23 protein-coding genes, 2 tRNA genes and 1 riboswitch are annotated in these 21,665 nt (G+C 57.4%); of the genes, 19 read left to right on the forward strand and 6 right to left on the reverse strand.

Annotated elements, in window-relative coordinates:
• Positions 1–3: 3 nt before the first annotated feature.
• Both ACUM6F_RS07430 and fdhF read right to left on the reverse strand, forming a co-directional pair.
• The gene (locus tag ACUM6F_RS07430) at positions 4–447 is read right to left on the reverse strand and encodes a 4Fe-4S dicluster domain-containing protein (protein ID WP_445348885.1); all 444 of its coding nucleotides are present in this window, start codon (positions 445–447) and stop codon (positions 4–6) included.
• 131 nt (positions 448–578) lie between these two features.
• Entirely contained in the window at positions 579–2,738 is a 2,160-nt protein-coding gene (gene fdhF, locus ACUM6F_RS07435) for a formate dehydrogenase subunit alpha (protein WP_445348854.1), read from the reverse strand.
• A gap of 60 nt (positions 2,739–2,798) precedes the next feature.
• Positions 2,799–2,882, reverse strand: a riboswitch (ZMP/ZTP riboswitch).
• Positions 2,883–3,291: 409 nt separating this feature from the next.
• On the opposite strand from fdhF, the gene ACUM6F_RS07440 reads away from it, so the two are divergent.
• Complete coding sequence (locus ACUM6F_RS07440; protein ID WP_445348855.1) at positions 3,292–3,783, forward strand: inner membrane CreD family protein; 492 nt, start codon at positions 3,292–3,294, stop codon at positions 3,781–3,783.
• A 141-nt stretch (positions 3,784–3,924) separates the two neighbouring features.
• Here ACUM6F_RS07440 and ACUM6F_RS07445 read toward each other — a convergent pair whose 3' ends face one another.
• Positions 3,925–4,095 carry a hypothetical protein gene (locus ACUM6F_RS07445; protein ID WP_445348856.1) on the reverse strand — a complete coding sequence of 57 codons (171 nt, stop codon included), beginning with the start codon at positions 4,093–4,095 and terminating at the stop codon, positions 3,925–3,927.
• A gap of 143 nt (positions 4,096–4,238) precedes the next feature.
• On the opposite strand from ACUM6F_RS07445, the gene ACUM6F_RS07450 reads away from it, so the two are divergent.
• From ACUM6F_RS07450 to ACUM6F_RS07475, 6 genes are all read left to right on the forward strand, one after another.
• Positions 4,239–5,084, forward strand: coding sequence for a zinc metalloprotease HtpX (locus ACUM6F_RS07450; RefSeq protein WP_425619876.1), 846 nt, complete (start codon positions 4,239–4,241; stop codon positions 5,082–5,084).
• An 11-nt stretch (positions 5,085–5,095) separates the two neighbouring features.
• A complete protein-coding gene (locus ACUM6F_RS07455) occupies positions 5,096–5,215 on the forward strand; it encodes an RCKP-type rubredoxin-like domain-containing protein (RefSeq protein ID WP_425619875.1) in 120 nt (39 codons plus the stop codon).
• Between the two features lie 185 nt (positions 5,216–5,400).
• Positions 5,401–5,910: an RNA polymerase sigma factor SigX gene (locus ACUM6F_RS07460; RefSeq protein WP_445348857.1), complete on the forward strand. Its 510-nt coding sequence runs from the start codon at positions 5,401–5,403 to the stop codon at positions 5,908–5,910.
• Positions 5,900–7,021: an anti-sigma factor family protein gene (locus ACUM6F_RS07465; protein ID WP_445348858.1), complete on the forward strand. Its 1,122-nt coding sequence runs from the start codon at positions 5,900–5,902 to the stop codon at positions 7,019–7,021. The genes ACUM6F_RS07460 and ACUM6F_RS07465 overlap by 11 nt, the downstream gene beginning before the upstream one ends.
• A 12-nt stretch (positions 7,022–7,033) precedes the next feature.
• Positions 7,034–7,978: an ABC transporter ATP-binding protein gene (locus ACUM6F_RS07470; RefSeq protein ID WP_445348859.1), complete on the forward strand. Its 945-nt coding sequence runs from the start codon at positions 7,034–7,036 to the stop codon at positions 7,976–7,978.
• Positions 7,950–8,783, forward strand: coding sequence for an ABC transporter permease (locus tag ACUM6F_RS07475; RefSeq protein ID WP_425619871.1), 834 nt, complete (start codon positions 7,950–7,952; stop codon positions 8,781–8,783). Before ACUM6F_RS07470 ends, ACUM6F_RS07475 begins: the two co-directional genes overlap by 29 nt.
• A 154-nt stretch (positions 8,784–8,937) precedes the next feature.
• Here ACUM6F_RS07475 and ACUM6F_RS07480 read toward each other — a convergent pair whose 3' ends face one another.
• Entirely contained in the window at positions 8,938–10,341 is a 1,404-nt protein-coding gene (locus tag ACUM6F_RS07480; protein ID WP_445348860.1) for an ArsB/NhaD family transporter, read from the reverse strand.
• 385 nt (positions 10,342–10,726) lie between these two features.
• Here ACUM6F_RS07480 and ACUM6F_RS07485 point away from each other — a divergent pair, with 385 nt between their 5' ends.
• The 3 genes from ACUM6F_RS07485 to ACUM6F_RS07495 all read left to right on the forward strand — a co-directional run bounded on the left by ACUM6F_RS07485 (position 10,727) and on the right by ACUM6F_RS07495 (position 12,350).
• Positions 10,727–11,008, forward strand: a complete 282-nt coding sequence (locus ACUM6F_RS07485; RefSeq protein ID WP_445348861.1) for a hypothetical protein — start codon at positions 10,727–10,729, stop codon at positions 11,006–11,008.
• Positions 11,001–11,192, forward strand: a complete 192-nt coding sequence (locus ACUM6F_RS07490) for a hypothetical protein (protein ID WP_445348862.1) — start codon at positions 11,001–11,003, stop codon at positions 11,190–11,192. The genes ACUM6F_RS07485 and ACUM6F_RS07490 overlap by 8 nt, the downstream gene beginning before the upstream one ends.
• 207 nt (positions 11,193–11,399) lie before the next feature.
• The gene (locus ACUM6F_RS07495) at positions 11,400–12,350 is read left to right on the forward strand and encodes a quinate 5-dehydrogenase (RefSeq protein ID WP_445348863.1); all 951 of its coding nucleotides are present in this window, start codon (positions 11,400–11,402) and stop codon (positions 12,348–12,350) included.
• A gap of 165 nt (positions 12,351–12,515) precedes the next feature.
• Here the strand turns inward: ACUM6F_RS07495 and ACUM6F_RS07500 are convergent, their stop codons facing one another.
• On the reverse strand, positions 12,516–13,436 hold the full coding sequence (locus tag ACUM6F_RS07500) for a L,D-transpeptidase family protein (RefSeq protein ID WP_445348864.1): 921 nt from the start codon (positions 13,434–13,436) through the stop codon (positions 12,516–12,518).
• 250 nt (positions 13,437–13,686) lie between these two features.
• Here ACUM6F_RS07500 and ACUM6F_RS07505 point away from each other — a divergent pair, with 250 nt between their 5' ends.
• From ACUM6F_RS07505 to ACUM6F_RS07540, 8 genes are all read left to right on the forward strand, one after another.
• Positions 13,687–15,891 (forward strand): SH3 domain-containing protein, encoded by a 2,205-nt coding sequence (locus tag ACUM6F_RS07505; RefSeq protein ID WP_445348865.1) that lies wholly within the window; start codon positions 13,687–13,689, stop codon positions 15,889–15,891.
• Positions 15,892–16,092: 201 nt separating this feature from the next.
• Positions 16,093–16,902, forward strand: coding sequence for a glutamate racemase (murI, locus tag ACUM6F_RS07510; RefSeq protein ID WP_445348866.1), 810 nt, complete (start codon positions 16,093–16,095; stop codon positions 16,900–16,902).
• A 25-nt stretch (positions 16,903–16,927) separates the two neighbouring features.
• Entirely contained in the window at positions 16,928–17,929 is a 1,002-nt protein-coding gene (locus ACUM6F_RS07515; protein ID WP_425619863.1) for a 2-hydroxyacyl-CoA dehydratase family protein, read from the forward strand.
• 49 nt (positions 17,930–17,978) lie between these two features.
• Positions 17,979–18,764 (forward strand): MBL fold metallo-hydrolase, encoded by a 786-nt coding sequence (locus ACUM6F_RS07520; RefSeq protein ID WP_445348867.1) that lies wholly within the window; start codon positions 17,979–17,981, stop codon positions 18,762–18,764.
• Entirely contained in the window at positions 18,751–19,506 is a 756-nt protein-coding gene (gene rph / locus ACUM6F_RS07525; RefSeq protein ID WP_425619861.1) for a ribonuclease PH, read from the forward strand. The genes ACUM6F_RS07520 and rph overlap by 14 nt, the downstream gene beginning before the upstream one ends.
• Positions 19,499–20,110, forward strand: coding sequence for an XTP/dITP diphosphatase (locus ACUM6F_RS07530; protein WP_445348868.1), 612 nt, complete (start codon positions 19,499–19,501; stop codon positions 20,108–20,110). Before rph ends, ACUM6F_RS07530 begins: the two co-directional genes overlap by 8 nt.
• 78 nt (positions 20,111–20,188) lie before the next feature.
• Positions 20,189–20,262 (forward strand) — tRNA-Gly (locus tag ACUM6F_RS07535).
• A gap of 65 nt (positions 20,263–20,327) precedes the next feature.
• A tRNA-Arg gene (locus tag ACUM6F_RS07540) sits at positions 20,328–20,404 on the forward strand.
• A 59-nt stretch (positions 20,405–20,463) separates the two neighbouring features.
• Here the strand turns inward: ACUM6F_RS07540 and ACUM6F_RS07545 are convergent.
• A complete protein-coding gene (locus ACUM6F_RS07545; protein ID WP_425619859.1) occupies positions 20,464–20,631 on the reverse strand; it encodes a hypothetical protein in 168 nt (55 codons plus the stop codon).
• Between the two features lie 181 nt (positions 20,632–20,812).
• Between ACUM6F_RS07545 and ACUM6F_RS07550 the strand changes: the two genes are divergently transcribed.
• Positions 20,813–21,664, forward strand: coding sequence for an HAD family hydrolase (locus ACUM6F_RS07550; RefSeq protein WP_445348869.1), 852 nt, complete (start codon positions 20,813–20,815; stop codon positions 21,662–21,664).
• Position 21,665: the final 1 nt, after the last annotated feature.

Raw genomic sequence — 21,665 nt, forward strand, 5'->3', positions numbered from 1 at the left:
CGCCTAAGACCCGATCAAACTTGCGTAGGCCTGGCGTCGCTGCAGGTTTAAGAGGCGGATGTCTTCCTCATTTACCAGTGTTAGAGCTTTTGTCGGGCAGACTTTTACGCAGGCCGGACCCTCGGGCCGGAAGTAACACAGGTCGCATTTCACAGCAACCTTCCTCATTTTCTTTTCATCCTGTTCACTAAGAATGAGGGGGAGAAGGACCGAGGTTGCCAGAACTACGCCTGTGGCAGCCGCCTGGCGGACGGCCTGGATTTCGATGCAACCGATGGGACAGGCCAGGACGCAGATCCCGCAGCCCACGCATTTCTTCTCGTTCAGTACAACGGCCGCGCCCTGCACTTCAATGGCATACACCGGGCAGACCTCCATACAGGGGGCCTGATCGCACTGGCGGCATTGCAATGGAACGCTGCCCTGCGCTGTCGGAGTGAGAAACATGCGCGGGTACGGCACTGCTCCCGCTTCTTTATGGACTAATGTACAGGCGGCCAAACAGGTGTAACAGCCCAGACATTTTGCCTTGTCCGGGATGATAAATTGCCTGCGCACGAACCTCACCCCACTTTCCTTTACTCTTGCCGCTTAACCAGAGCCTCAAGGTTGACCATATACTGTTCTTTCTTCTGGCGGCGCATCATCTGAGCCTCCACTGACGATATTCTTTCAATATTAGCTGCAGACGCCTTTAGTTCGGGTATTCCACAAACAGGGTCCCGCACCCGACTGGTCAGTTCATTGACAGGTGCTTCCCAATAGTGAAACGTCATGAAAATAATTCCAGGTGGGACCCGGTCAGTTACCCAAGCCCTGGCATTTATTGAGCCACGGCGTGTGGAAACGCGGACTAGGTCGCCGTTGCGAATCCCTCTGCGGCGGCTGTCTTCAGGGTTAATTTCCACCAATTCTTCCGGCCCCATTTGGTTCAATACCCACTCCTTGCGCGTAATCGTGCCGGTGTGATAGTGATAAACGCGGCGGCCGGTGGTCAGTACAAGCGGGTAGTTTTTATCGGGCTTTTCGACAATACCGACAGACGTTTGCTCCGGGTCAAGAGGAACAGGTCTTAACTGCGCCTTTCCTGACGGGGTTATAAAAACATTGTTAGAGTACAGGACAGCGGTTCCCGGGTGCGTCTCGTCAGGACAGGGCCAGAGAAGACCGGAGCTGTCGTCAAGCCTCTTGTAAGAAACCCCGCCGAACTTTTCGGGTATCAAAAGACGCATCTCCTCCCAGATCTCCTCCGGTGAACGGTAGGAAAGAGCTGAAGAACCCATTTTCCGGGCAAGTTCGCTGAAGATCCACCAATCGGGCCTGGCGTCTCCGGGGGGCGGTACGGCCATCCGTACGCGCTGAACCCTGCGTTCGGTATTAGTGAAGGTACCGTCTTTTTCAGCGGCGCAGGCGGCAGGGAGCACAACCTTGGCGAGGCGGGCCGTTTCTGTTAGAAAGATGTCCTGAACGACTAAAAGATCGAGCCGCTCCAATGCCTTCCTCAGGTATCCCGAATCCGGCTCGCTTAACACGGGATTGGCGCCAAAGACGTAAAGGGCCCGGATTTTCCCTTGCATAATGGCTTCACTGATCTCGGTAGCTCTGATGCCGGGTTTCGATGGGGGCTTTACTCCCCAAACATGTTTAAAACGCGTTTGGTCTTGAGACCTGCTAACATGCATGTATCCGGGCAGGAAGTCCGGCAGGCAGCCCATGTCACCCGTGCCCTGAATGTTGTTCTGCCCTCGTAAAGGAAAGACGCCGGATCCGGGCCTGCCAAGATGACCGGTGATAATCGCCAGGTTGGCCAGGGCCAGCACGGCGGCTGTCCCGTGGGCAAACTGGGTGACACCCATGCAGTAAAGGATCGCCGCTGTTGGTGCATTCCCGTATAAGTGAGCGGCAGCCTGCAGATCTGCCTGTGGTATGCCGGTCATCATTTCCACCCGTTCTGGTGTCCACTCAGCTAGGCTGGCCGCAAGGACATCGAAGCCGGTGGCCATCTGATTAACGCGAACGGTATTAATTAGGCCATCGCGGATCAGAATGTGCATCATGCCATTCACAAGAGGAATGTTCTGTCCTACCGGCACCCGCAGCCAGATGTCTGCTCGAGCAGCCATCTCGGTATGCCTTGGATCGGCCACAATCAGCTTTGCCCCCCGCTTTCGGGCCTTGATAACGTGTAAGGCTACTAACGGGTGACACTTGGAAGTATTTGAACCAATAATAAAAATGGTCTCAGCGGTTGTACCAATCTCTGGAATTGTGTTTGTTGCTGCTGCGCTTCCCATCGCGGTCGCCAGACCGGCGACGGTTGGGGCGTGTCAAAGGCGGGCGCAACAGTCAACATTGTTGGTACCCATGACTACCCTGGCAAATTTCTGTGCTGCGAAGTTATCTTCATTAGTGCCCTTAGCTGAAGCGATAAGGGCAAAGGCATCCGGATCTTGCTGGCGCACCCTGTTCAAATGGTCCGCGATAAAATCCAAAGCCTCGCCCCACGTTACAGGGACTAGCGTCCCGTCTTTCCGGATAAGGGGGGTTTGCAGCCGGCGCGGGTCGCTGACGTGGTTATACCCATAGTAGCCTTTAAGGCAGAGTTCGCCTTGACTTACCGGGTGTTCCGGGTCGGGTTCCACTCCGACAATACGCCTTTGGTCAACCAGGAAGTAAAGTCCGCAACCTACTCCGCAGTAGGGGCATATGGTCCGGACTCGTTCAACAGTCAACGTCAATGATCAATCCCTCCTGCCGGCGAGATCCTGTATATAAAACAACGCCTGGAACAGGTGAAATATCCCTGCCCAGGCGGTCGGCGTTTCTCCACAGTGTTCCCCGGTGGTTAATTCCACCTCTTGCCGCCAGTAACACTGCGGGTGTCTTATTTGCTTTTATTGTATGGGTTAAGAAACTCCGGGACAACGGCTTGGGGACGAAAGGTCCAAGGACCTGCTCTAATAACAGTTAAACATAGTGAACGGTATCTAAGTAATCACAGACTAATAATTTGCGGGAGAAATCGCTTTAAGCGGGTGGTTTTCGTGGACAAAGCGGTTTTTAAGTGTTATACGTTACAATAGTAGGCAGGAATGGAAAAAACAGATAGGCTATGCGGTCTATTTTTTTAAGGCGTCTGAAGAAACGATGGGCGCAGGGTAGGATCAGCCTGTCAGAAAATGTGGTGTGCAAGGATTTATGTACTGAAAGTCTTCGCGGTAAGAAAGAGCGCCAACCAAGAAGATAGAAACGGATAGGGGTTGGCAGCTTACCTGGCAGTATGCCAATCTGTTGACCGGGGTCAAGATCGGACTGGCCCTGCCGCAGAAGCTGAACCCCGGCCCGTGGGTGGCTAACGTCAGCTACTTCGCCCCGGTGTCCTTGCTCTTCTTTATGTTTGTCCTTTTCATCATAACGGTGTTGCGCAAGATTGACATTCACCCGATGAATTATCTGTTCGTATGCGCCGCCTACTTTAGCTTTCACCTGTTGCTTGCCTGTCTGGCCGACCACATTTCCATCCACCTGGCTTTCCTCATCTGTTTCCTGGTGTCGATTTTCCAGGTGGTCTCCTATATGCGGCTGGTGGTCGGCAAAAGGTTTGCCTTTATCGAGGTAGGCATTTCACAATTCGTGTTTCTGGTCCTTTTCTCATATACATTCTTCTTCCAGGGCTACACCGGGCTGGTGATAACGATCATGGCCATCATCACGCTGTTTGTCGTGATGCAGATGACCGGGAGGGTCAATTGGACTGAGGTGTTTGAACAAAGTTGCGACTAAAGCGGCGAAGAAGGATGATGCCGCGAAGGTGTAGGGCAATGCAAAACACTTAAGTTTCTGCGCTTGAGGTGTTATAATTTTCCCGGGTGATTGTTACCGATGCTGTTGGCGCTGTTGCCTGTCTTCAGGTTATTGGCGACTTTACTCCTGGTGCTCGGCCTTTTTGCCGTCCTGCCGGGATATGAGGACGCCTTCGCTTTCGCCGGGCAGGGGGATGTTCTGCGCTTTTCGCAGTGTGTTCAGGCCAGGAACGAGTCCTCCAACGGCAGCATCGGCAATACGCCGGCACCGACGCGGGGTGGACCGGCTCAAAGAAGGTGCTTTTGGAGACAGCCCGCTGCCTGTCTTTCAGGAGACGGCTGGTTGCTTGCAAAATTCTACCAGTCCGGTTTCCTGGAAATAATGCAGAATAGTCTTCGTATCAAAGTATAAGACAAGATAAAGGAGGTTTAGGCATGAACACCATGAAAGTATTCGGGCTGATGGCCCTTCTGACCGTGATTCTCGTCCTTATCGGCCAGGCTATCAACGGTCCAAGCGGAGCGCTGGTTTTCCTGTTCATCGCCCTGGCGATGAACCTTTTTGGCTACTACAACAGCGACAAGATCGCCATCAAGATGACCGGCTCCTACCCGGTGTCGGAGGCCGAGGCGCCGGAACTTTACGACATCATCAGGGGACTGGCGACCAGGGCTGGCCTGCCGATGCCCAGGGTCTACATCACCCCGTCGCCGCAGCCCAACGCCTTCGCCACCGGGCGCAACCCCAACCACTCGGCCGTGGCTGTGACCGAAGGCCTCTTGCGGATACTCAACCGGACCGAACTGGAAGGGGTTCTAGCCCACGAGCTTGCGCACATTAAAAACCGTGACGTCCTTGTGGGAACGATTGCGGCGACTATGGCCGGTGCCATCACGATGATCGCCAACGTCATTCAGTGGGGCGCCATCTTTGGGTTCGGCCGCAGCGACGACGAGGAAGGCGGAGGAGGCCTCGGCGCGCTGGTAATGGCCTTTGTAGCTCCGATAGCGGCAATGATCATCCAGATGGCGATTTCCCGCTCACGGGAGTTCGGGGCCGACGCTTACGGCGCCAGGATTGCGGGCCGGAGCGACGGGCTGGCCAATGCGCTCCTCAAGCTGGAGCAGGCGGCGCACGCCGTCCCGATGCACGTTAACCCCGCAACCTCCCATCTGTTTATCGTCAACCCGCTGAGCGCGGCTTCCATCGGGCGGCTTTTCAGCACCCACCCGCCGATCGATGAACGGGTCAGGCGCCTGCGCGAGATGCGGTTGGTATAGGGGGTTAAAGAGTGGCGGTTTGGAAATGCGCCAATTGCGGCGCTGTTTACGAGGGGCGCTGCAAGCCCGGCAAGTGCAAGAACTGCGGAGCCGGCAAGGAAACGCTGATCAAACAAGAAGCAGCAAAATGACAGGTAACGGGGGTTGAAGTCAGGGCCGAAACCGCGATGGTTTCGGTCTTAACTTTATATGGGCAATGATTAATTCCGATCAGCTTGTCATAAAGAATGCGTTGCATGTGTTTACGGCATGAAGAGACCTTCCCGGGAGGTGCTCGACGATTTCACAGGCGCCAACGGGCGGTGATGTGCCGGCTGTGCCGTCCGACTTCAGAGAGCTCTTTGAAACGCATTATGCCAGGGTGTGCCGCCAGGCCGGATGTATCCTGAATGACGCTGATGCGGCCGAAGACATCGTCCAGGAGACATTCTGCCGTTTGCTGCTCAACCCTCCCAGGCAGCGCGTCAACGTGGGCGGCTGGCTGTCGCGGGTGGCCACGAACCTTGCCTTGAACCACCTTCGCGGCCGGAGAAGCAGGACACAGCGGGAAGAAACCGCCGGGAGGCGGTGGCAGCCCGGAACCCTGTCGGCGGAAGAACAGGTCTTGCGGAGCGAAAGGCTGGCGTTGGCCAGGCAGGCCCTGGCCGGTCTCTCCGAACGGGAACGTCTCTGCCTGCTGTTGCGCTTCTCCGGTATGAGTTATGCGGAGGTGGCGGAGGCCATCGGTATCAAGATCAACTCGGTGGGCACCGTTTTGACTCGGGCCGAGGCGAAGTTCCGCCGCCGTTATACCGCTTTGAACGGGGGAACTGAGGATGTGTTTTGAGAAGGGGAAACTACGGGCGTATCTGGACGGCGAGGTGCCCCCCTGGGAAGCCAAGGCTGTCGCTTCCCACCTCGAACTGTGTTCCGCCTGCCGTATGGCTGTTGAAGAGCTTAAGGCCAACGAATCCTTTGTTAACGAGGTTTTAGACGGTTGTCTGGCGGAGGCGGGGGTTCAACGCCGACATCTGGCGGCGTCCTGGGCGAGGATGGCTGTCCAGAACGAGACTTTACCAGCACATCTAGGGAAAGGAGTTAGACAGGTAATGACGAGATTTAAAACAGCGGCGATTGTCGCCGCGACTGTACTGGCCCTGGCGCTTCCGTTTTCCTATGCTCCCGTACGGAGCTTTGCTGCCGAGTTACTGACCATTTTCCGGGTCGAACGTATCCAGGTAATCGACATAAGCCCCGAGACCCTGGCCCAGCTTGAGGACGCTTTCAGGAACGGCAACGGGACCGTGAACATCGAGAACTTCGGCCGCGTGACCTGCAGCGGCAGCCACGAATTGCGCGAGGTCAGCAGGGAAGAGGCTGGCAAGGCCGCTGACTTCAAAATTAAACTGCCGGCGGCGGCCGGGTACGAGAACCCGTCTTTCGGGCTGCTTCCCGAGTCTACCGTAACGCTGACGCTCGACGTCGATAAGGTAAACTCCTTCCTGCAACTGACGGGGAGCACCACTCTTCTCCCGGACTTTCTGGACGGAAAGGATTTCAGCCTGCGCATACCGACGGTAGTCGTCGCCGAGTACGATCTGGCTGACGGCCGCCGGATCGCCGTGGCTCAGGGGAGAAGCCCTGAACTGATTGTGCCAGAAGGTACCGACGTCTTTGCCCTGCGCGACGCCCTCTTAAGCATACCGGCGCTGCCGTCGAGCATCAGGAACCAGCTTGCCGCAGTGACGGACTGGCAGCACACCGTCCTGATTCCCAACATCCAGGGCAGCTCCCAAGAGGTCAGCGTGAATGGTCGGCAGGGCGTTTTCATCGCCGACGAGGATAGCGGTCCGTCCTGGTCCGGCCTGATCTGGCCCGAAGACGGCGTCCTTTATGTTATCGCCGGTGACAACCTGAGCCTGACCGAGGGTCAAACCCTGGCCGGTACATTGAAATAGCGGAGATGTATCGTGAACAAGGTTATTGAGACTGACAACCTGACAAAGAAATACCCTGCAGGGGTCGGCTGCAGCGAGATTTGCCTTTCGGTCAACGAAGGGCAAATCTTCGGCTTTCTGGGCCCCAACGGGGCGGGCAAGAGCACCTTTGTGAAGATACTGGTCGGCCTTCTGAAGCCTACCTCGGGGGCCGCGCAGGTGCTGGGGAGACCTCTCGGGGATCTGTCGGCGCGGCGCCGGATCGGCTTTCTGCCCGAGCAGTTCCGCTACCAGGAATGGCTGACCGGGGAAGAACTGCTTCGCTTTCACGCCTCCTTGTGCGGTTTGGGCCGTCACGCCGGCCGTCCGGCGGTGGCCCGGGCCCTGGAGATGGTAGGTCTCAGAGGCAGGGAAAGGGGCAAGATCAGGACTTATTCCAAGGGTATGCAGCAGCGCATCGGGATGGCCTGCGCCATCCTGGCCGACCCCGACCTGGTCTTTCTTGACGAACCCACCTCGGCGCTCGATCCCATCGGGCGCCGGGAAGTCCGGGAGATCATCCTTCAGCTCAAACAGGCCGGGAAGACCGTGTTTTTGAACAGCCACCTTTTGAGCGAGGTGGAAATGGTTTGCGACGAGGTGGCCGTCATCAAGGCCGGGCGCATCGTCGCGGCCGGTTCGCTGGCTCAGCTCCTGGGAGGGCAGATAGAAGTGGAAATACAGGCCGAAGGGCTTACGCCCGAGCTGGAAGCCGGGCTTAACGGGATCGCTCCCCTGTTCCGTGTAGAAGGCAACCGCCTGCGTGTCCGGCTAGCCGACAGGGAGCAGATCCTGCGCATGATCGCCCTCATCACCGCGCACGGCGGCCGTATTTACAGTCTTGTCCCGCGCCAGAGGTCGCTGGAGGATCTCTTCGTGGAACTGATCGAACGGCGGGAGGTGAGCCAGGGTGTGGACGATCGCCGCCATCACCTTTAAGGAAGCCTACCGCCGCCGTATCCTCCCGGTAACTGTCCTGGCCGCCGTCCTTTACTTGGGCCTGTTGAGTTTCGCGGTAAGGATGCTCAGCCGCCAGTTCGAGTTAACAATGGACCCTTTTAAGGAAGTGGTCTTTTCCCAGATCTTTACCATGGGGCTGTACTTCGGAAGCTTCATCGTATCCTTCCTTGCCGTCTTTGCCGCGGTCGGCACCGTTTCGAGCGAAATCGAAAACGGCACGATGCTTGCCGTTGTCCCGCGGCCCATCCGGCGGTGGAAAATCGTCCTGGGCAAGTTCGTGGGGTTCGGAATCATGTTGGTGGTCTATGCGGCCGGGCTCTTTCTAGCCCTAACGGTCGTGATCGAGCGCATCGGCGGCGTCGACCTGCCGTCACAAGGTGCGGCTCTGGTTTTATTCTGCTTCCAGCCCGTGATCCTATTGGCCGTCACTCTTTGCGGGACTACCTTCCTGTCAACAATGGCCAACGGTGTCGTCGCCCTCGCCCTTTACGCCGTGGCCGTAGTCGGGGGGATGATCGAGCAGATCGGCTATCTCGTCCAGAGCACTTCTTTACAAATAACCGGGATCATTACGAGCCTGATCATGCCCGTTGACGCCATCTACCGCAAGACAGTCTACGTCCTGATGCAGTCGCAAATCCAGAACCCGCTGCACGCGGTGATGGAGATGGGGCCTTTTGGAGCCCATGCCGAACCCAGCGTCTGGATGCTGGTCTATGCCGGGCTGTACACGGCGGGAGCGCTGGGGCTGGCGATGTACCTCTTCAGCCGGCGCGATATCTAAAAGAGAGGTCAGAGGCCGGATGCAGGGGTTTAGAAGTCTTAGAAGTTAGAGGTTAGAAGTCGGGAGTCGCGTCGGTGATTGCTTAAAAAAACGCATAACCAAAAGAGACCGGGTAAGAATGCACCCGGTCTCTAATCTTTGACGCAACGGTCAGCTAAGCGGTCTCCCTGACCTTGTCCGCTTCCGCCCGGACCAGCCTGCGGCCGGCGGCGCTCATTAGGACGGCTACCAGCGTTGCCGCAACGAGAACGATCAGGATGGTGGGTACGGTGGGCAGGACGTACCACAGGTACATATACACGGTGGCCATCACGATCGACATCAGCATCAACGGGAAGGCGACTTTCATAAAGCCCAGGAAGGGGATCACTGTACCTCTCTTTTCGGCCATGCCGATGACGACCACGTTGGCCGAGGCGCCGATAATCGTCCCGTTGCCGCCCAGGCAGGCGCCGAGGGCCAGCGACCACCAGAAAAAGTCCATGTCGTAAGCCGACATCGCCCCGAGGGCCCCCATCTCCTTGATCATCGGGATCATCGTGGCGACGAACGGGATGTTGTCCACGAAGGACGAGGCAATCGCCGACACCCACATGATTAAGAGGCCCGTAGGAAGCACGGCTCCGCCGGTAGCTTCCAGGGCATAGGCCGCCATAGCACTGATGACGCCTACGTGTTCAAGGGCTCCGACGATGACGAAGAGGCCGATGAAGAAGAAGATCACGGGCCACTCCACTTGGGCTAGCGGATGCTCGGGGTCCTTGCGGGTGATCAGTAGCAGCAAGGACGCACCAGCCAGGGCGATTACGCTCGACTCGAGGTGCAGAGCCTGATGCAGCAGGAATCCGGTAACGATCAGCCCGATACAGACCAGGCATTTCTTTAGCAAGGGTATGTCTTTCAATTCGTCCTGCTCATTAAACTCAAAAATCCGCTGGCGGGCCTCCGCCGGCACGCGCAACTGCTTCCGGTAGATGAGCTGCAGGATGAAGATGGTCACCACGTGAACCAGAATGACGATGGGCGTCAGATTGATAACAAAGTCCAGGAAGCCCAGGTGCGTGGCGCTGCCGATCATGATGTTCGGTGGGTCGCCGATCAGGGTGGCCGTTCCACCGATGTTTGAAGCCAGGATTTCCGTAATCAGGAAGGGTATCGGGTTAACCTGGAGCTTGCGGGCGATGGCGAAGGTCACCGGCACAATCAGCAACACCGTCGTAACGTTGTCCAGAAGTGCGGAGAGAATAGCCGTAACGGCGGCCAGCGAGGCCAGGATGGCCAGAGGCTGTCCCCCCGCCGCTTTGGCAGCCTTGATGGCCAGGAACTCGAATACTCCTGTTTCACGGGTTATTCCGACAACGATCATCATGCCCACGAGCAGTCCGATCGTGTTCCAGTCGACGAAGTGCACGGCGTCCTCGGGGGTCAGGATACCCGCCACGATTACGAGGGCCGCGCCGCAAAAGGCGGCCACTGCACGGTGGATTTTCTCCGAAACAATCACGGCGTAAGTAATTAAGAAGATAGCTGTAGCGACCATAGTCTGGTGTTCGAGCATGGCAAAACCTCCTACATTTAATTGTTACATTGTCAAAGTTAAAGGACGGGATTGCGCGCCCCGCCCTTTAAGACTTAACTCAAAAGGGGCAGGCAGTCGTGTGACCACCCACCCCAGTAGTTTTTGGTGCCTTGAAACCCGCGCATGCAGGCCAACCGATCTTTCCCTATGCGATTGGTCAGTTAATCGATTATTAATTATATCAGGGTTTGGACTTGGGGTCCAGGTTTATCACTTAATTTCCTACGGATTTGTAAGCTGCCTCCGGGGTAGCAAGATTTCCCGGGTCAGGAGGCGGAAAGGCAGGGGGTATGTATGGCTTCCCAGGCGGGGAAGGATATGAAGGATATGAAAAATAGAAGATATACAAACGGAGGGGTACGAAGTGGAGAAGCTTAAAAGCATGCCGGGCAACACCGGATACGGTCTGGCCAGCGGAGACGCGAGGCCCGGGTTGGGGACGGATGTGCGCTTCGAAGGCGAAGCCGGTGCCTTCGCCGCTGAGCACTTCGACGTTGATGCCGACGAATTCCTCGAAGACAAGGTTCCGGACAAGCCCGACGTTCCGCCCGGCGCCTACATTGATGAGGCTATCGCCAACGACGACGAGGGTTTCGGGACCGACCACACTTCGGGCTCCGAAGGCAGGGGTTACGGCAATGATTAGGGCAGCCGGCCCGGATGGGGGAACAGAAAAGGGAACCGGGGACGCCGCCCGCCTGGAACCCTCTGCGACAGATTACGGGTACGTCAGCAGGGAGACCATGCCGCCCGACGAGATCTTTGATCCGGAGTCGGACCGGTCTGTGGCCGGAAAGGTCGTTGTAAAAAGGGTCAAGCACGAAAGATAGGGCGCGCTAAACACCGGTGATTGAACAAAGGGAACGAGCCGAAGGTTCGTTCCCTTTGTTTTCCGTATTTATCCTTTTATATCCGGTTAAGCTGGAAGACGAAACACAAGTAATTCTTAACCGTGCCGGAGAGGCCGGCGGCTTTAGGCCAGGCTTGTCAAGCTGAGAATTATTGGTTAGAATGGACACAGTCAGGAGGGGATGGGCATGAGCCTCAGAAAGGTCGTCAGCGTCAGTCTGGGGTCATCCAAACGGAACAAGACTGTCCAAGCCGAGCTTCTTGGGCAGCAGTTTGAAATCAGCCGGATAGGCACGGACGGCGATTTCGGAAAGGCGCTGGCTACACTGCGTGAGCTTGACGGAAAGGTCGATGCTATAGGACTGGGAGGCATCGATGTTTTTCTTTATGTCGGGGAACGTGAGTACGCTATCCGCGACGGCCTGAGACTGATGAGGGCTGTCAAGAAAACTCCCGTCGTCGACGGAAGCGGGCTGAAGTGGACCCTGGAACGCGAGGTTGTGCACCACCTGGCTCGCGAGACCGACATCCTACCCCCGGCCACCAGGGTTTTAATGGTCAGCGCGACTGACCGCTTCGGCATGGCCCAGGCCTTCATCGATGTCGGCTGCGAGACGGTTTTCGGCGACCTGATCTTCGTTTTGGGGGTGCCTTTCAGGATCAGGACGATCCGGCAACTGAGCATCCTGGCCCGGCTCTTGTTGCCTTTTATCTCAAAACTTCCGTTTCGACTCTTGTACCCCACCGGAAAGAAGCAAGACATCCAGGACGAAAAGAAAGCGCGGAAGTTTGCGCCGTTCTTCGAGGGCATGGATGTTATCGCCGGTGACTGGCACCTGGTGAGGAAGTATCTGCCTCTCGATTTGAAGGGGAAGATAATTATTACCAATACCACGACTAAGGCCGATGTGGACCTTCTAAGGGAACGCGGAGCCGGTTACCTGGTTACAACTACGCCGGAGTTTGACGGGCGCTCGTTTGGCACCAACGTTCTGGAAGGCGTCTTTGTCGCCCTTATCGGGAAGCCCTGGCGGGAGATCCCGCGCGAGGAATACATGGCACTGTTGAAAAAGCTTAACTTTAAACCCCGCATTGTCCGGTTGAACCAGCCCCGGGATAACACGAGCCTCTCCGGCTGAAGGTCTGGAGGAACATTGAAGGGATGTCCGCCCCGGGGTGGACATCTCTTTTTAACGTTACCTAATGGTTTTCGAATAATGTCATTCAGAATTCGCAACAGCGATTCCATCTTCCCTTTCCGATGCTGAATCTGAGTGCCGAATGAACGTATGAATTGTTGGGGCCTATAGACCCAACAATTCATACATCTTCCCATCGACTCTGTTGTCGTATGGCAGCTTGTTGTCTTTACGGAACTGGATGACCGCTTTCAGCATAGCACTACCAAAAATGCCGTCAACCGGCCCGTTATAGTATCCTTTTTTTGCTAAAACACGTTGGACCTCCACCACAGCCGGTTCTCGTGAGTTGAGTACCAGGACCGGCCGTGGATAAGGCCCCAGGGGATTGCCGATAATGTAAACCGGTGTTCCGACCTTCACCCAGCGGTATAACTCTTCCACGTGGCTGTTAAACATCCTAATGCACCCGTGACTCGCGTAAGTCCCGATGGAACCCGGCTTGTTAGTCCCATGGATGCCGTAGATGCCCCACGGTACTGATAGACCCATCCAGCGCGAACCAAATCCCGAACCCCAGTGGGCCGCTTTGCGCTTAATCTTCCAGTTTCCAACCGGGGAAGGCGTTTCCGGTTTGCCGACGGCGCAGGGAAAAACACGGTGGGGCATACCGTCGTCCATAACAATCAGCTTCCTTGTTCTGGTGTCAATAACGATTGCCACCTCTCCTTTGGGAGGGGGCGTTCTTTTCTTTATTACGGGCTCGACGGACCTTGCCAGGACCCCCCAGGTATTGGCGTCCACAATCCCGTTCGGCTCAAGATGATTCATCGTTTGAAACTTGCAAACCGCCGCAAGAGTACGGGCGTCATATATGCCGTTAATGGCGCCCGCGTAGAGTCCGATCTGCTTTAGTTCCTGTTGCAGGGCCATTATGTCCTCTGCCGGCCCTTTGGCATAAGGATAGAGCGCCGAAATGGAATCACAGTCGACGGGGCACACAAAATACGGGCCGGCCAGGGCTTTCCCCGGCATGCCGAAGACAGACGCAAATACCAGGGCCAGCACTAGAAGTGTATAGCGCAAATTCTTCATCCTTTCGGTAGAAGTGTCTTCATTGGGTTTTGTACACTTTGCGGGCGCAACTTCTCGAGTTATTATTTCTCATTTTTTTGACACAAATCACGCTGAAAGGGGGTTAACGTTCTAGAAGCCTGATGGTTAGTTTTACTGTACATGGCATTTCCACATGCTTTTGGTATCGCCTGGAAGAGGAATTTCTCGAAATTTGTAGAATTAACCAAGACAGTAAGACGTTACACCAGGAGGGAATTCTTTGTGCCGTTATAGGGACTTTCTGTGCCTGTTCACCTTGTTTGTCGGGTTAGTCTTTGCTCAACTTTTCGTAACAGCCGGTGCCGAGGCCGGCCAGGTGGCGGTTGTCACCACCGATGTCCTCAACATGCGCGGCGGTCCCGGCTTGGGCTACGGAATTGTCGGTAAAGCCTGCCGCGGTGAGCGATTGGATATTTTATCAAGCGCCAACGGTTGGTACAAGGTCAACCGTTCCGGGGTAACGGGCTGGATTTCGGCTGACTTTGTGCGCGTTGAAGGGACAGTCGCCCGTTCCGGTAACGCTGGTCAGGTAGCCGTGGTCGCGGGTCCCTCGGTCAACCTGCGCAGCGGCCCCGGAACAAGCTTCGGCCTGGCAGGCAAGGCGAAGCAGGGAGAGCGCCTCGCTGTGCTCACCAAACAGGGCGACTGGCTCAAGGTTAAGACAGGTAGCGGTTTAACCGCCTGGGTGGCCGGCTGGCTGGTCAGCGTTAAGACGGTGGCGCCGCCGCCTGTTCCAGCCGGCACCGCCGGGCAGGTGGCCGTGGTGACGAACAACTGGGCGAACCTGCGCAGCGGCCCCGGAACGAGCTTCAGTATAGCGGGCAAGGTCAACCAGGGGGATTGCCTTGCTGTGCTCGCCAAACAAGGCGACTGGTTCAAGATTAAAACAAGCGCCGGCCTAACGGCATGGGTGGCCGGGTTGCTTGTAAAGGTCCAGGCCGCAGCGCCGCCCCCGCCAGGGACGGACGGTGATAACCAACCCCCGGCGACACAAAACCAGGTAGCGGTGATAACGGGCGCTCAGGTCAATATTCGCAGCGGTCCCGGTACTTCTTACGCTTTGGTGACTATGGTTGCGCAGGGAACCCGCCTTCCGGTTCTTAGCAAGGCGGGCTCCTGGTATAAAGTCTCGCTTTCATCCGGGCAACAGGGTTATGTCCGGAACGACCTTGCCCGCATTGAAAACGCCGGAGCGCAGGACGGCGCGGGTAACCCCAGCCTGCCCCCGGTTGGCGGAAGCGGCCCGGGGACGGGAAGCGGGCCGCCTGCGGGTAACAACCCTCCATCGGGTTCCAACAGTTCGCTGGTCGGAAAGGTGGCCCAGGTTGCGGTCCCGGTTATCGATATTCGCAGCGGGGCGGGCGCCGGCTCAAGCTCGATCGCCAGCGCTAGTAAGGGGAGTTCGCTACCTATCACCGCGGTCTCCGGTGAATGGCTGCGGGTTGAGACGCCCGGCGGGGCGACGGGCTGGGTCAGGCTCAGCGAAGTCACCATCACCGGTACGAGCCAGCCTTCCCGCGGTGACGAGTTCCAGGGAGACAACCTCACCATCAAGACCGAGGTTTCTGAAAACCGGACCAGGGTTATCATTCAAGCGCCGGCCGCCATGGAATACGCCTTGTTTACCTTGCGCAACCCGTATCGGGTTGTTGTGGACATCGCCGGTATTCCTAAAGGCGAGCTTCCCGGGGATATCGCGCTTAATTCTCCCGTATTGACCGGAATCCGTACGGGGTGGCAGGACGGCGGAACCAAGGCCCGGGTTGTTGCCGACCTTGTTGATTCCCTCGCCACGACACGCTACAAGACCCAGCTTTCTCCGGACCAGCGCTCACTAGTCGTCGAGTTTTGGCGGGCCAGCGGCGCTCTCACCGACCGGACAGTCGTCCTTGACGCCGGTCACGGCGGTAGGGATCCGGGCGCCATCGGCGCGACGGGTCTTCAGGAGAAAGAGGTCAACCTGGCGATTGTTCTTGAGGCCGCCCGTCTGTTGGAACAGGAAGGCATCAACGTCGTCTTGACCCGCTCGGCGGACGAGTACGTCGAACTGGACCGCCGACCAGCGATTGCCAATGACCACGGCGCCGACGTCTTCGTCAGCGTGCATTGTAACTCCAATTACAGCAGCAGTTATAACGGGACGAGCACGTACTATTCCGCCCAGAACGTTTCAGGGGAGACCGCCGAGCGCCAGCGTCTGGCCTGCGCCGTGCAGGATGAAATGGTCCGGGTGCTGGGCCTTAAGGACGGGGGCGTAAGAACGGCCGGGTTCGCCGTTACCAAGTACACGAACATGCCTTCCTGCCTTGTCGAGGTGGCCTTCATCTCCAACCCGAACGAGGAAGCCCTGCTGTCGACCGACAGCTTTAGGAACAATGCCGCGCAAGCGATAGTAAGGGGCATTATTAATTACCTGGGCAACTAGGTTGTCCGGTTCGATGTCATTACGAAATGCCCGGACTTTCGAAACCCGCCGGGCGGCGGTATTCAAAAGCACCGGGTCTTTAGGCCGCGTTTGCAGCGCGGCCTCTTAATTGCAGCCAGCAATATTTAGCAAGCACGATTCCTCCAGCAGCGTTTATAATGGAGAAGGAACATGCGGGCCACGCAAGGAGGCGGAAAACTTTTGGGCGAAGGTCGGGCCATCGGCCTTTTTGATTCCGGGGTGGGCGGGCTTACCGTCGTGGAAGAAATCTTCCGGCAGGTGCCCCACGAAGAAATCGTTTATTTCGGTGATACAGCCAATGTTCCGTATGGCGGGCGCCCGGTCAGCCAGCTGATTTCTTTCGCTGATCGTATCATTAACTTTCTGGTCCAGCAGGGAGCCAAGTACATTATCTTTGCCTGCAACACCAGTTCCTCTGTTTCACTGGGCGTCATGCGCGAGCGTTATCCCGTGTCGATGATGGGGCTGATCGAACCCGGCGCCCGTGCCGCCGTCCGGGCGACGAGCAACGGCCGTATAGGAGTTCTTGCCACCGAGGCGACCATACGCAGTGGGGCGTACGCTCGAGCTATCCGGCAACTGTCGCCGGAAGCGGAGGTTCTGGATATGCCGGCGCCGAAACTCGTGCCTCTGGTTGAAGCGGGCGAGCTTGCCTCCATACGTGCCGAGGCCGCCCTGCGCGAATACCTCGATCCCTTGAAACGCAGAGGCATCGATACGCTGGTCTTGGGATGCACCCACTACCCCTTCCTGCGCGATCTTATCTGTAAAATTCTAGGGCCCGAAATCGCCCTCGTCGATCCGGCTGCGGCTACGGTGGCGGCAGCCCGTAACGAGCTGGATGCGCTGGGCTTGCTGGCTTCCCCCAGGGTAAGCGCGCCGAACCACCGGTTTTACGTCAGCGGTGATGCCGCTTCTTTCGCCCGTGTGGCGGGGTTGTGCTTGCAGCGCGAGCTGTTGCGCGTTAACGAATTGCGGCTGACGGGCTAAAGTGGTTTGGGGCGAGGTGTCTCCCGTGAGCGCAAACAAGGTCGGCCTTACAACGACGATACCGGTAGAGGTGGTGTACGCCGCCGGATGGGTACCCGTCGATCTGAATAACGTCTTCATCACCAGCGACAATCCCGGCCGGCTGGTCGAAAAGGCGGAGTTGGCGGGTTATCCCCGCAACGTCTGCGCGTGGATAAAGGGCATTTACAGCACGGTGCTGGCCAGCGAGGACATCCGCGTGGTTATCGCCGTGACGCAGGGTGACTGTTCAAATACCCACGCCCTGATGGAAACACTCGAACTGGCCGGCATTACCACCGTCCCTTTCGCTTTCCCTTACGACCGCGACTACGATTTGCTGAAGCTCTCCGTCGAAAAGCTGATGGAGCATTTCAAGGTTGACTGGGTGGCCGTTAATGAAGCCAAGGCCAGGCTCGACGCAGTACGCCGGGATGTGCACGAACTGGACCGCCTGACTTGGGAAGAAAACCGTGTCAGCGGGTGGGACAACCATCTTTACCAGGTCTCGTGCTCCGACTTCAACGGCGATCCCGAGGCTTTCGGCCGGGAGGTCCGGGAGTTGATCAAGAAGGCCCGGGCCGGAGAGCCGAGGACCAACGAGGTGCGTATCGGGTACATCGGTGTTCCGCCGATCATGGGACAGCTTTACGCCTATCTGGAGGAACGCGGTGCCCGGGTCGTCTTCAACGAGGTGCAGAGGCAATTTACCATGCCGTTTCAAACCGGCGACCTGGTGGAGCAATACCGCCGGTATAGCTATCCCTACGGGATTTTTTACCGCATGGATGATATCGGGCGCGAAGTGGAACGCCGCCGGGTGGAGGGACTGATCCATTACGCCCAGAGCTTTTGCTACCGGCAGATCGAGGACCTGATTATCCGGCAGAAGGTCAAGCTGCCCGTCCTCACCATCGAGGGGGACAAGCCGGGAGAACTGGATGCGCGTACAAAAATCAGGATTGACGCATTTTTGGAGATGTTGCAATCCAAGACTGTTTGCCGTTAATTTGGAATGGATAAGGTAAAGGGAAAGGCAGTTGATGGGGGGATCGGCAATGCTCCTGAATGTCCTGGGGTGCTGGGGGCCTTATCCCGCGGCGGGGGCGGCCGCTTCGGGCTATCTCCTGCGCTCGGGCGACACCAAGATCCTGGTCGACCTGGGGCACGGCGCCTTCGGCGTACTTTCGGGATTGATTGACTTTCGGGAACTTGACGCCGTTTTTATCTCGCACTATCACCCGGATCATTGCGCCGATCTGCCGGCCCTGAGGCAGGCTATCAAAGGCGCCCTGAAGGACGGTTCGCGCACCAAGGGCCTCCTGCCTCTCTACGTGCCGGACCAGCCCCAGCCAGACTTTGAACGCATACAGATCTGCGCCGATACCTTTATCATTCACCCATATTCGACAATAAGGGCCGGCAAGGTCGACGTCGGTCCGGTCAGGGTGGAGTGGATGCCCGTCCGGCACGCTATGCCCTCTATGGCCCTGGCTTTTCAGGCCGGCGGACGCCGCCTGGTTTATACCGCTGACACGGCGTTTATGGAAGAGCTAGTCGACTTTGCCCGGGGGGCAGATCTGCTTTTGGCGGAAGCCAGCGGCCTCGACAAGGACATCGAGTTTGTGATGGACACCCACATGACAGCCAGACAGGCGGGTGAGCTCGGCCGGCGGTCTGAGGTGCGCTGGCTGAGTTTGACGCATCTCTTTCCCGAGTACGACGTGAACGATTTGAAAACCCAGGCCGGGGAAGCCTTCGGCCGTGAAGTTCTGACAGCCGCAGAGGTTCAGGTTTACGATCTGGAAGAAGACGATGGGAGGCAGTACGATGCCGCGTTTTGACGGTAGGGAAGCAGCAGAAATGAGGCCGGTTAAGATCACCAGGCACTACAACAAGTATGCCGAAGGCTCGGTGCTGGTTGAAATGGGTGGCACCCGTGTCATCTGCACCGCGACTGTGGACGATAAGGTTCCGCCCTTCCTGAAGGGACAGGGGAAGGGCTGGGTGACGGCGGAATACGGCATGATCCCCCGGGCGACCGAGGTCCGTGTCGCCCGCGAAGCCAGCAAGGGTAAGCAAGGGGGCCGAACGCTGGAAATCCAGCGCCTTATCGGCCGTTCGCTGCGGGCCGTGGTCGATTTGGAAGCCCTGGGCGAGCGGACGATCATCATTGACTGCGACGTCATCCAGGCCGACGGGGGCACCCGGACAGCCTCGATCACCGGGTCCTTCGTGGCCCTGGCCGATGCCTGCCACGCCCTGGTGTCTTCGGGGGTCATTCCTAAAATGCCGGTCAAGGATTTTGTCGCGGCGATCAGCGTGGGGATCGTTGACGGGCAGCCTGTTTTGGACCTGGCTTATGCCGAGGATTCGGCGGCTGAAGTAGACATGAACGTCGTCATGACCGGGGAAGGCAGGTTTGTTGAGCTCCAGGGGACCGGCGAGGAAGCTACCTTCAGCAGGGAAGAGGTAGACCAGCTCCTTGCTCTTGCAGAAAAGGGTATCAGCGATCTTATAAAGTACCAAAGGGAAGTGCTGGGCTCGGTCGGGGAGACTATCGGAAGGGGTGCGAACGATGCGTAGGCTTGTGCTGGCCACGAGGAATGCAGGCAAAGTCAGGGAACTTGCCGCCCTCCTGGGGCCCCTTGGTGTCGAAGTTGTCTCGTTAGCAGATTATCCTGAAATAGGTGAAATACCGGAGGAAGGGGATACCTTCCAGGAAAACGCTATCTTCAAGGCCCGGGAGGTGGCCCGTCTTACAGGAGAAACTGCGCTTGCTGATGATTCCGGCCTGGAGGTGGACGCCCTGAACGGGGCTCCTGGCGTGTACTCGGCACGCTTTGCGGGGGAACCAAAGAGCGATGCCGCCAATAACGCCAAGCTTTTGAGACTCCTAACCGGCCTCCCCCCGGAAAAACGGACCGCGCGCTTCCGCTGCGTGATGGCCCTGGTCGTACCGGACGGCAGGGTATACACGGCGGAAGAAACAAGTGAAGGAATCATCCTTGATGCTCCCAGGGGGGACAACGGCTTCGGTTACGACCCCTTGTTTTACGTAGAGGAATTTGGCAAGACCTTTGCCGAACTGGACCTCACGACGAAAAACAGGATCAGCCACAGGGGCCGCGCTCTGCGAAAAGTCAAAGACCTGGTTCTTGAGGTCCTGCAGGAAGAAAAAGCGGAATAACAGTTACCGCGGCAACTTGCCGGCAATTGATTTTGACTGCGCATGCAAGTTAGTATATAATAATAATGCTGTCTGTCTGCGGGTGTAGCTCAATGGTAGAGCACCGGCCTTCCAAGCCGGGTACGAGGGTTCGATTCCCTTCACCCGCTCCATAGAACACTATCGACATTGGCCAAAGGCCAATGTCTTCAATTCCTACAGCTTACAGCGATATTGCGTCCCGATAGCTCAGCCGGACAGAGCAGCGGCCTTCTAAGCCGCGGGTCGGGGGTTCGAATCCCTCTCGGGACGCCAACTAACGAGAACTTTTACACCTTTGCTGCAAGGGCAAAGGTGTTTTTGTCAAAGACCTTCTACCATTCTTCGTAAAGGCCTTCTTCGCGGGGAAGGAAAGCGTTGTAGGGGCATTCCCGCGCGTTGTAGGTGGAACTGTCCACGGCAACCTCCGCGGTGCCGCACGTGCCTCTTCCGTGCGAGAAAGGCGCGTGGGCCATAAAGTGTTTGCAATCGCCGCAAGCCATTTGTACCGCCTCCGTGTCTTTTGCCCACAGTGTCTCACAAAAGGAGGCCGTTTAATCGCATTTTGCTCGTTTGTCGTCAGTCCCCAGGATTGCAGGAATTTGCTAGCAAATTCCTGCAAAAACCGTTCCAGTTGCTGTTGACCGGCGCCTGACCGCTGAATAGCATACTAAAAAGTCAGTGATGGGCGGGGAGGAGGATTGGATTACACGGCGTGGAAAAATTGTTAAGTATCTTGCAGCAAAGGGGTGCTCTGCGCTGGGGAATGCAGTAAGACTCTTTACGGTCGACCTTGATGGGTGCCTGATGCCCGGTAGGGACAGCGAGCTTGACTTTACCAGCTTCACCATGGTCAGGGAGTATTGTCGCCGGGCCGAAACGCTGGGTTTCCCTCGGCTGGTCCTCTGCACCGGCCGTCCGCAGCCTTACGTGGCGGCCGTCTTGCGCATTCTCGGGGCAATCTGGCCCCGGACCCCTTCGGTTATCGAGTCCGGCGCCTATCTTTACTACCCTTATGAAGGAGAGGTGCGAGTCAACCCGCTGCTGGAGGGACCGGCCCTGGAGCGCTGGCGCGAGTTGCGGCGTGATCTGGCCAGGCAGGCGCCGGAGATGCGCGCCCGGCCCGGGCTGGGGGAAAAAACAGGATTGAGCCTTTTCCCAACAGACGATGAAACGGTTGAACAACTGCATATCCGCCTGAGCGACCAGCTTATCGACGAAGGCCTGGAATTTACGCGTTCGAACATGTGCGTCGACATCACCCCCAAAGGAGTCAACAAGCAGAGCGGCATCCTGATGCTGGCCGAGGCTACGGGGATATCGGTCCAGGAAATGGTGGGTATCGGAGACAGCCTGAACGATATCGCCATGTTGACGGCTGTGGGCATCCCCACCTGTCCGGCGAATGCGCACCCGACCGTAAAGGAGACAAGCGTCTACGTTTCTCCGTACGAGTATACCCGCGGGGTACGGGACATTCTGGAGCATTTTGTTCCCCAGGCAGGTGGGTTGGATGCTCCGGGGTGCGACCGGTAGG

The organism is Desulforudis sp. DRI-14 (genome assembly GCF_052618305.1).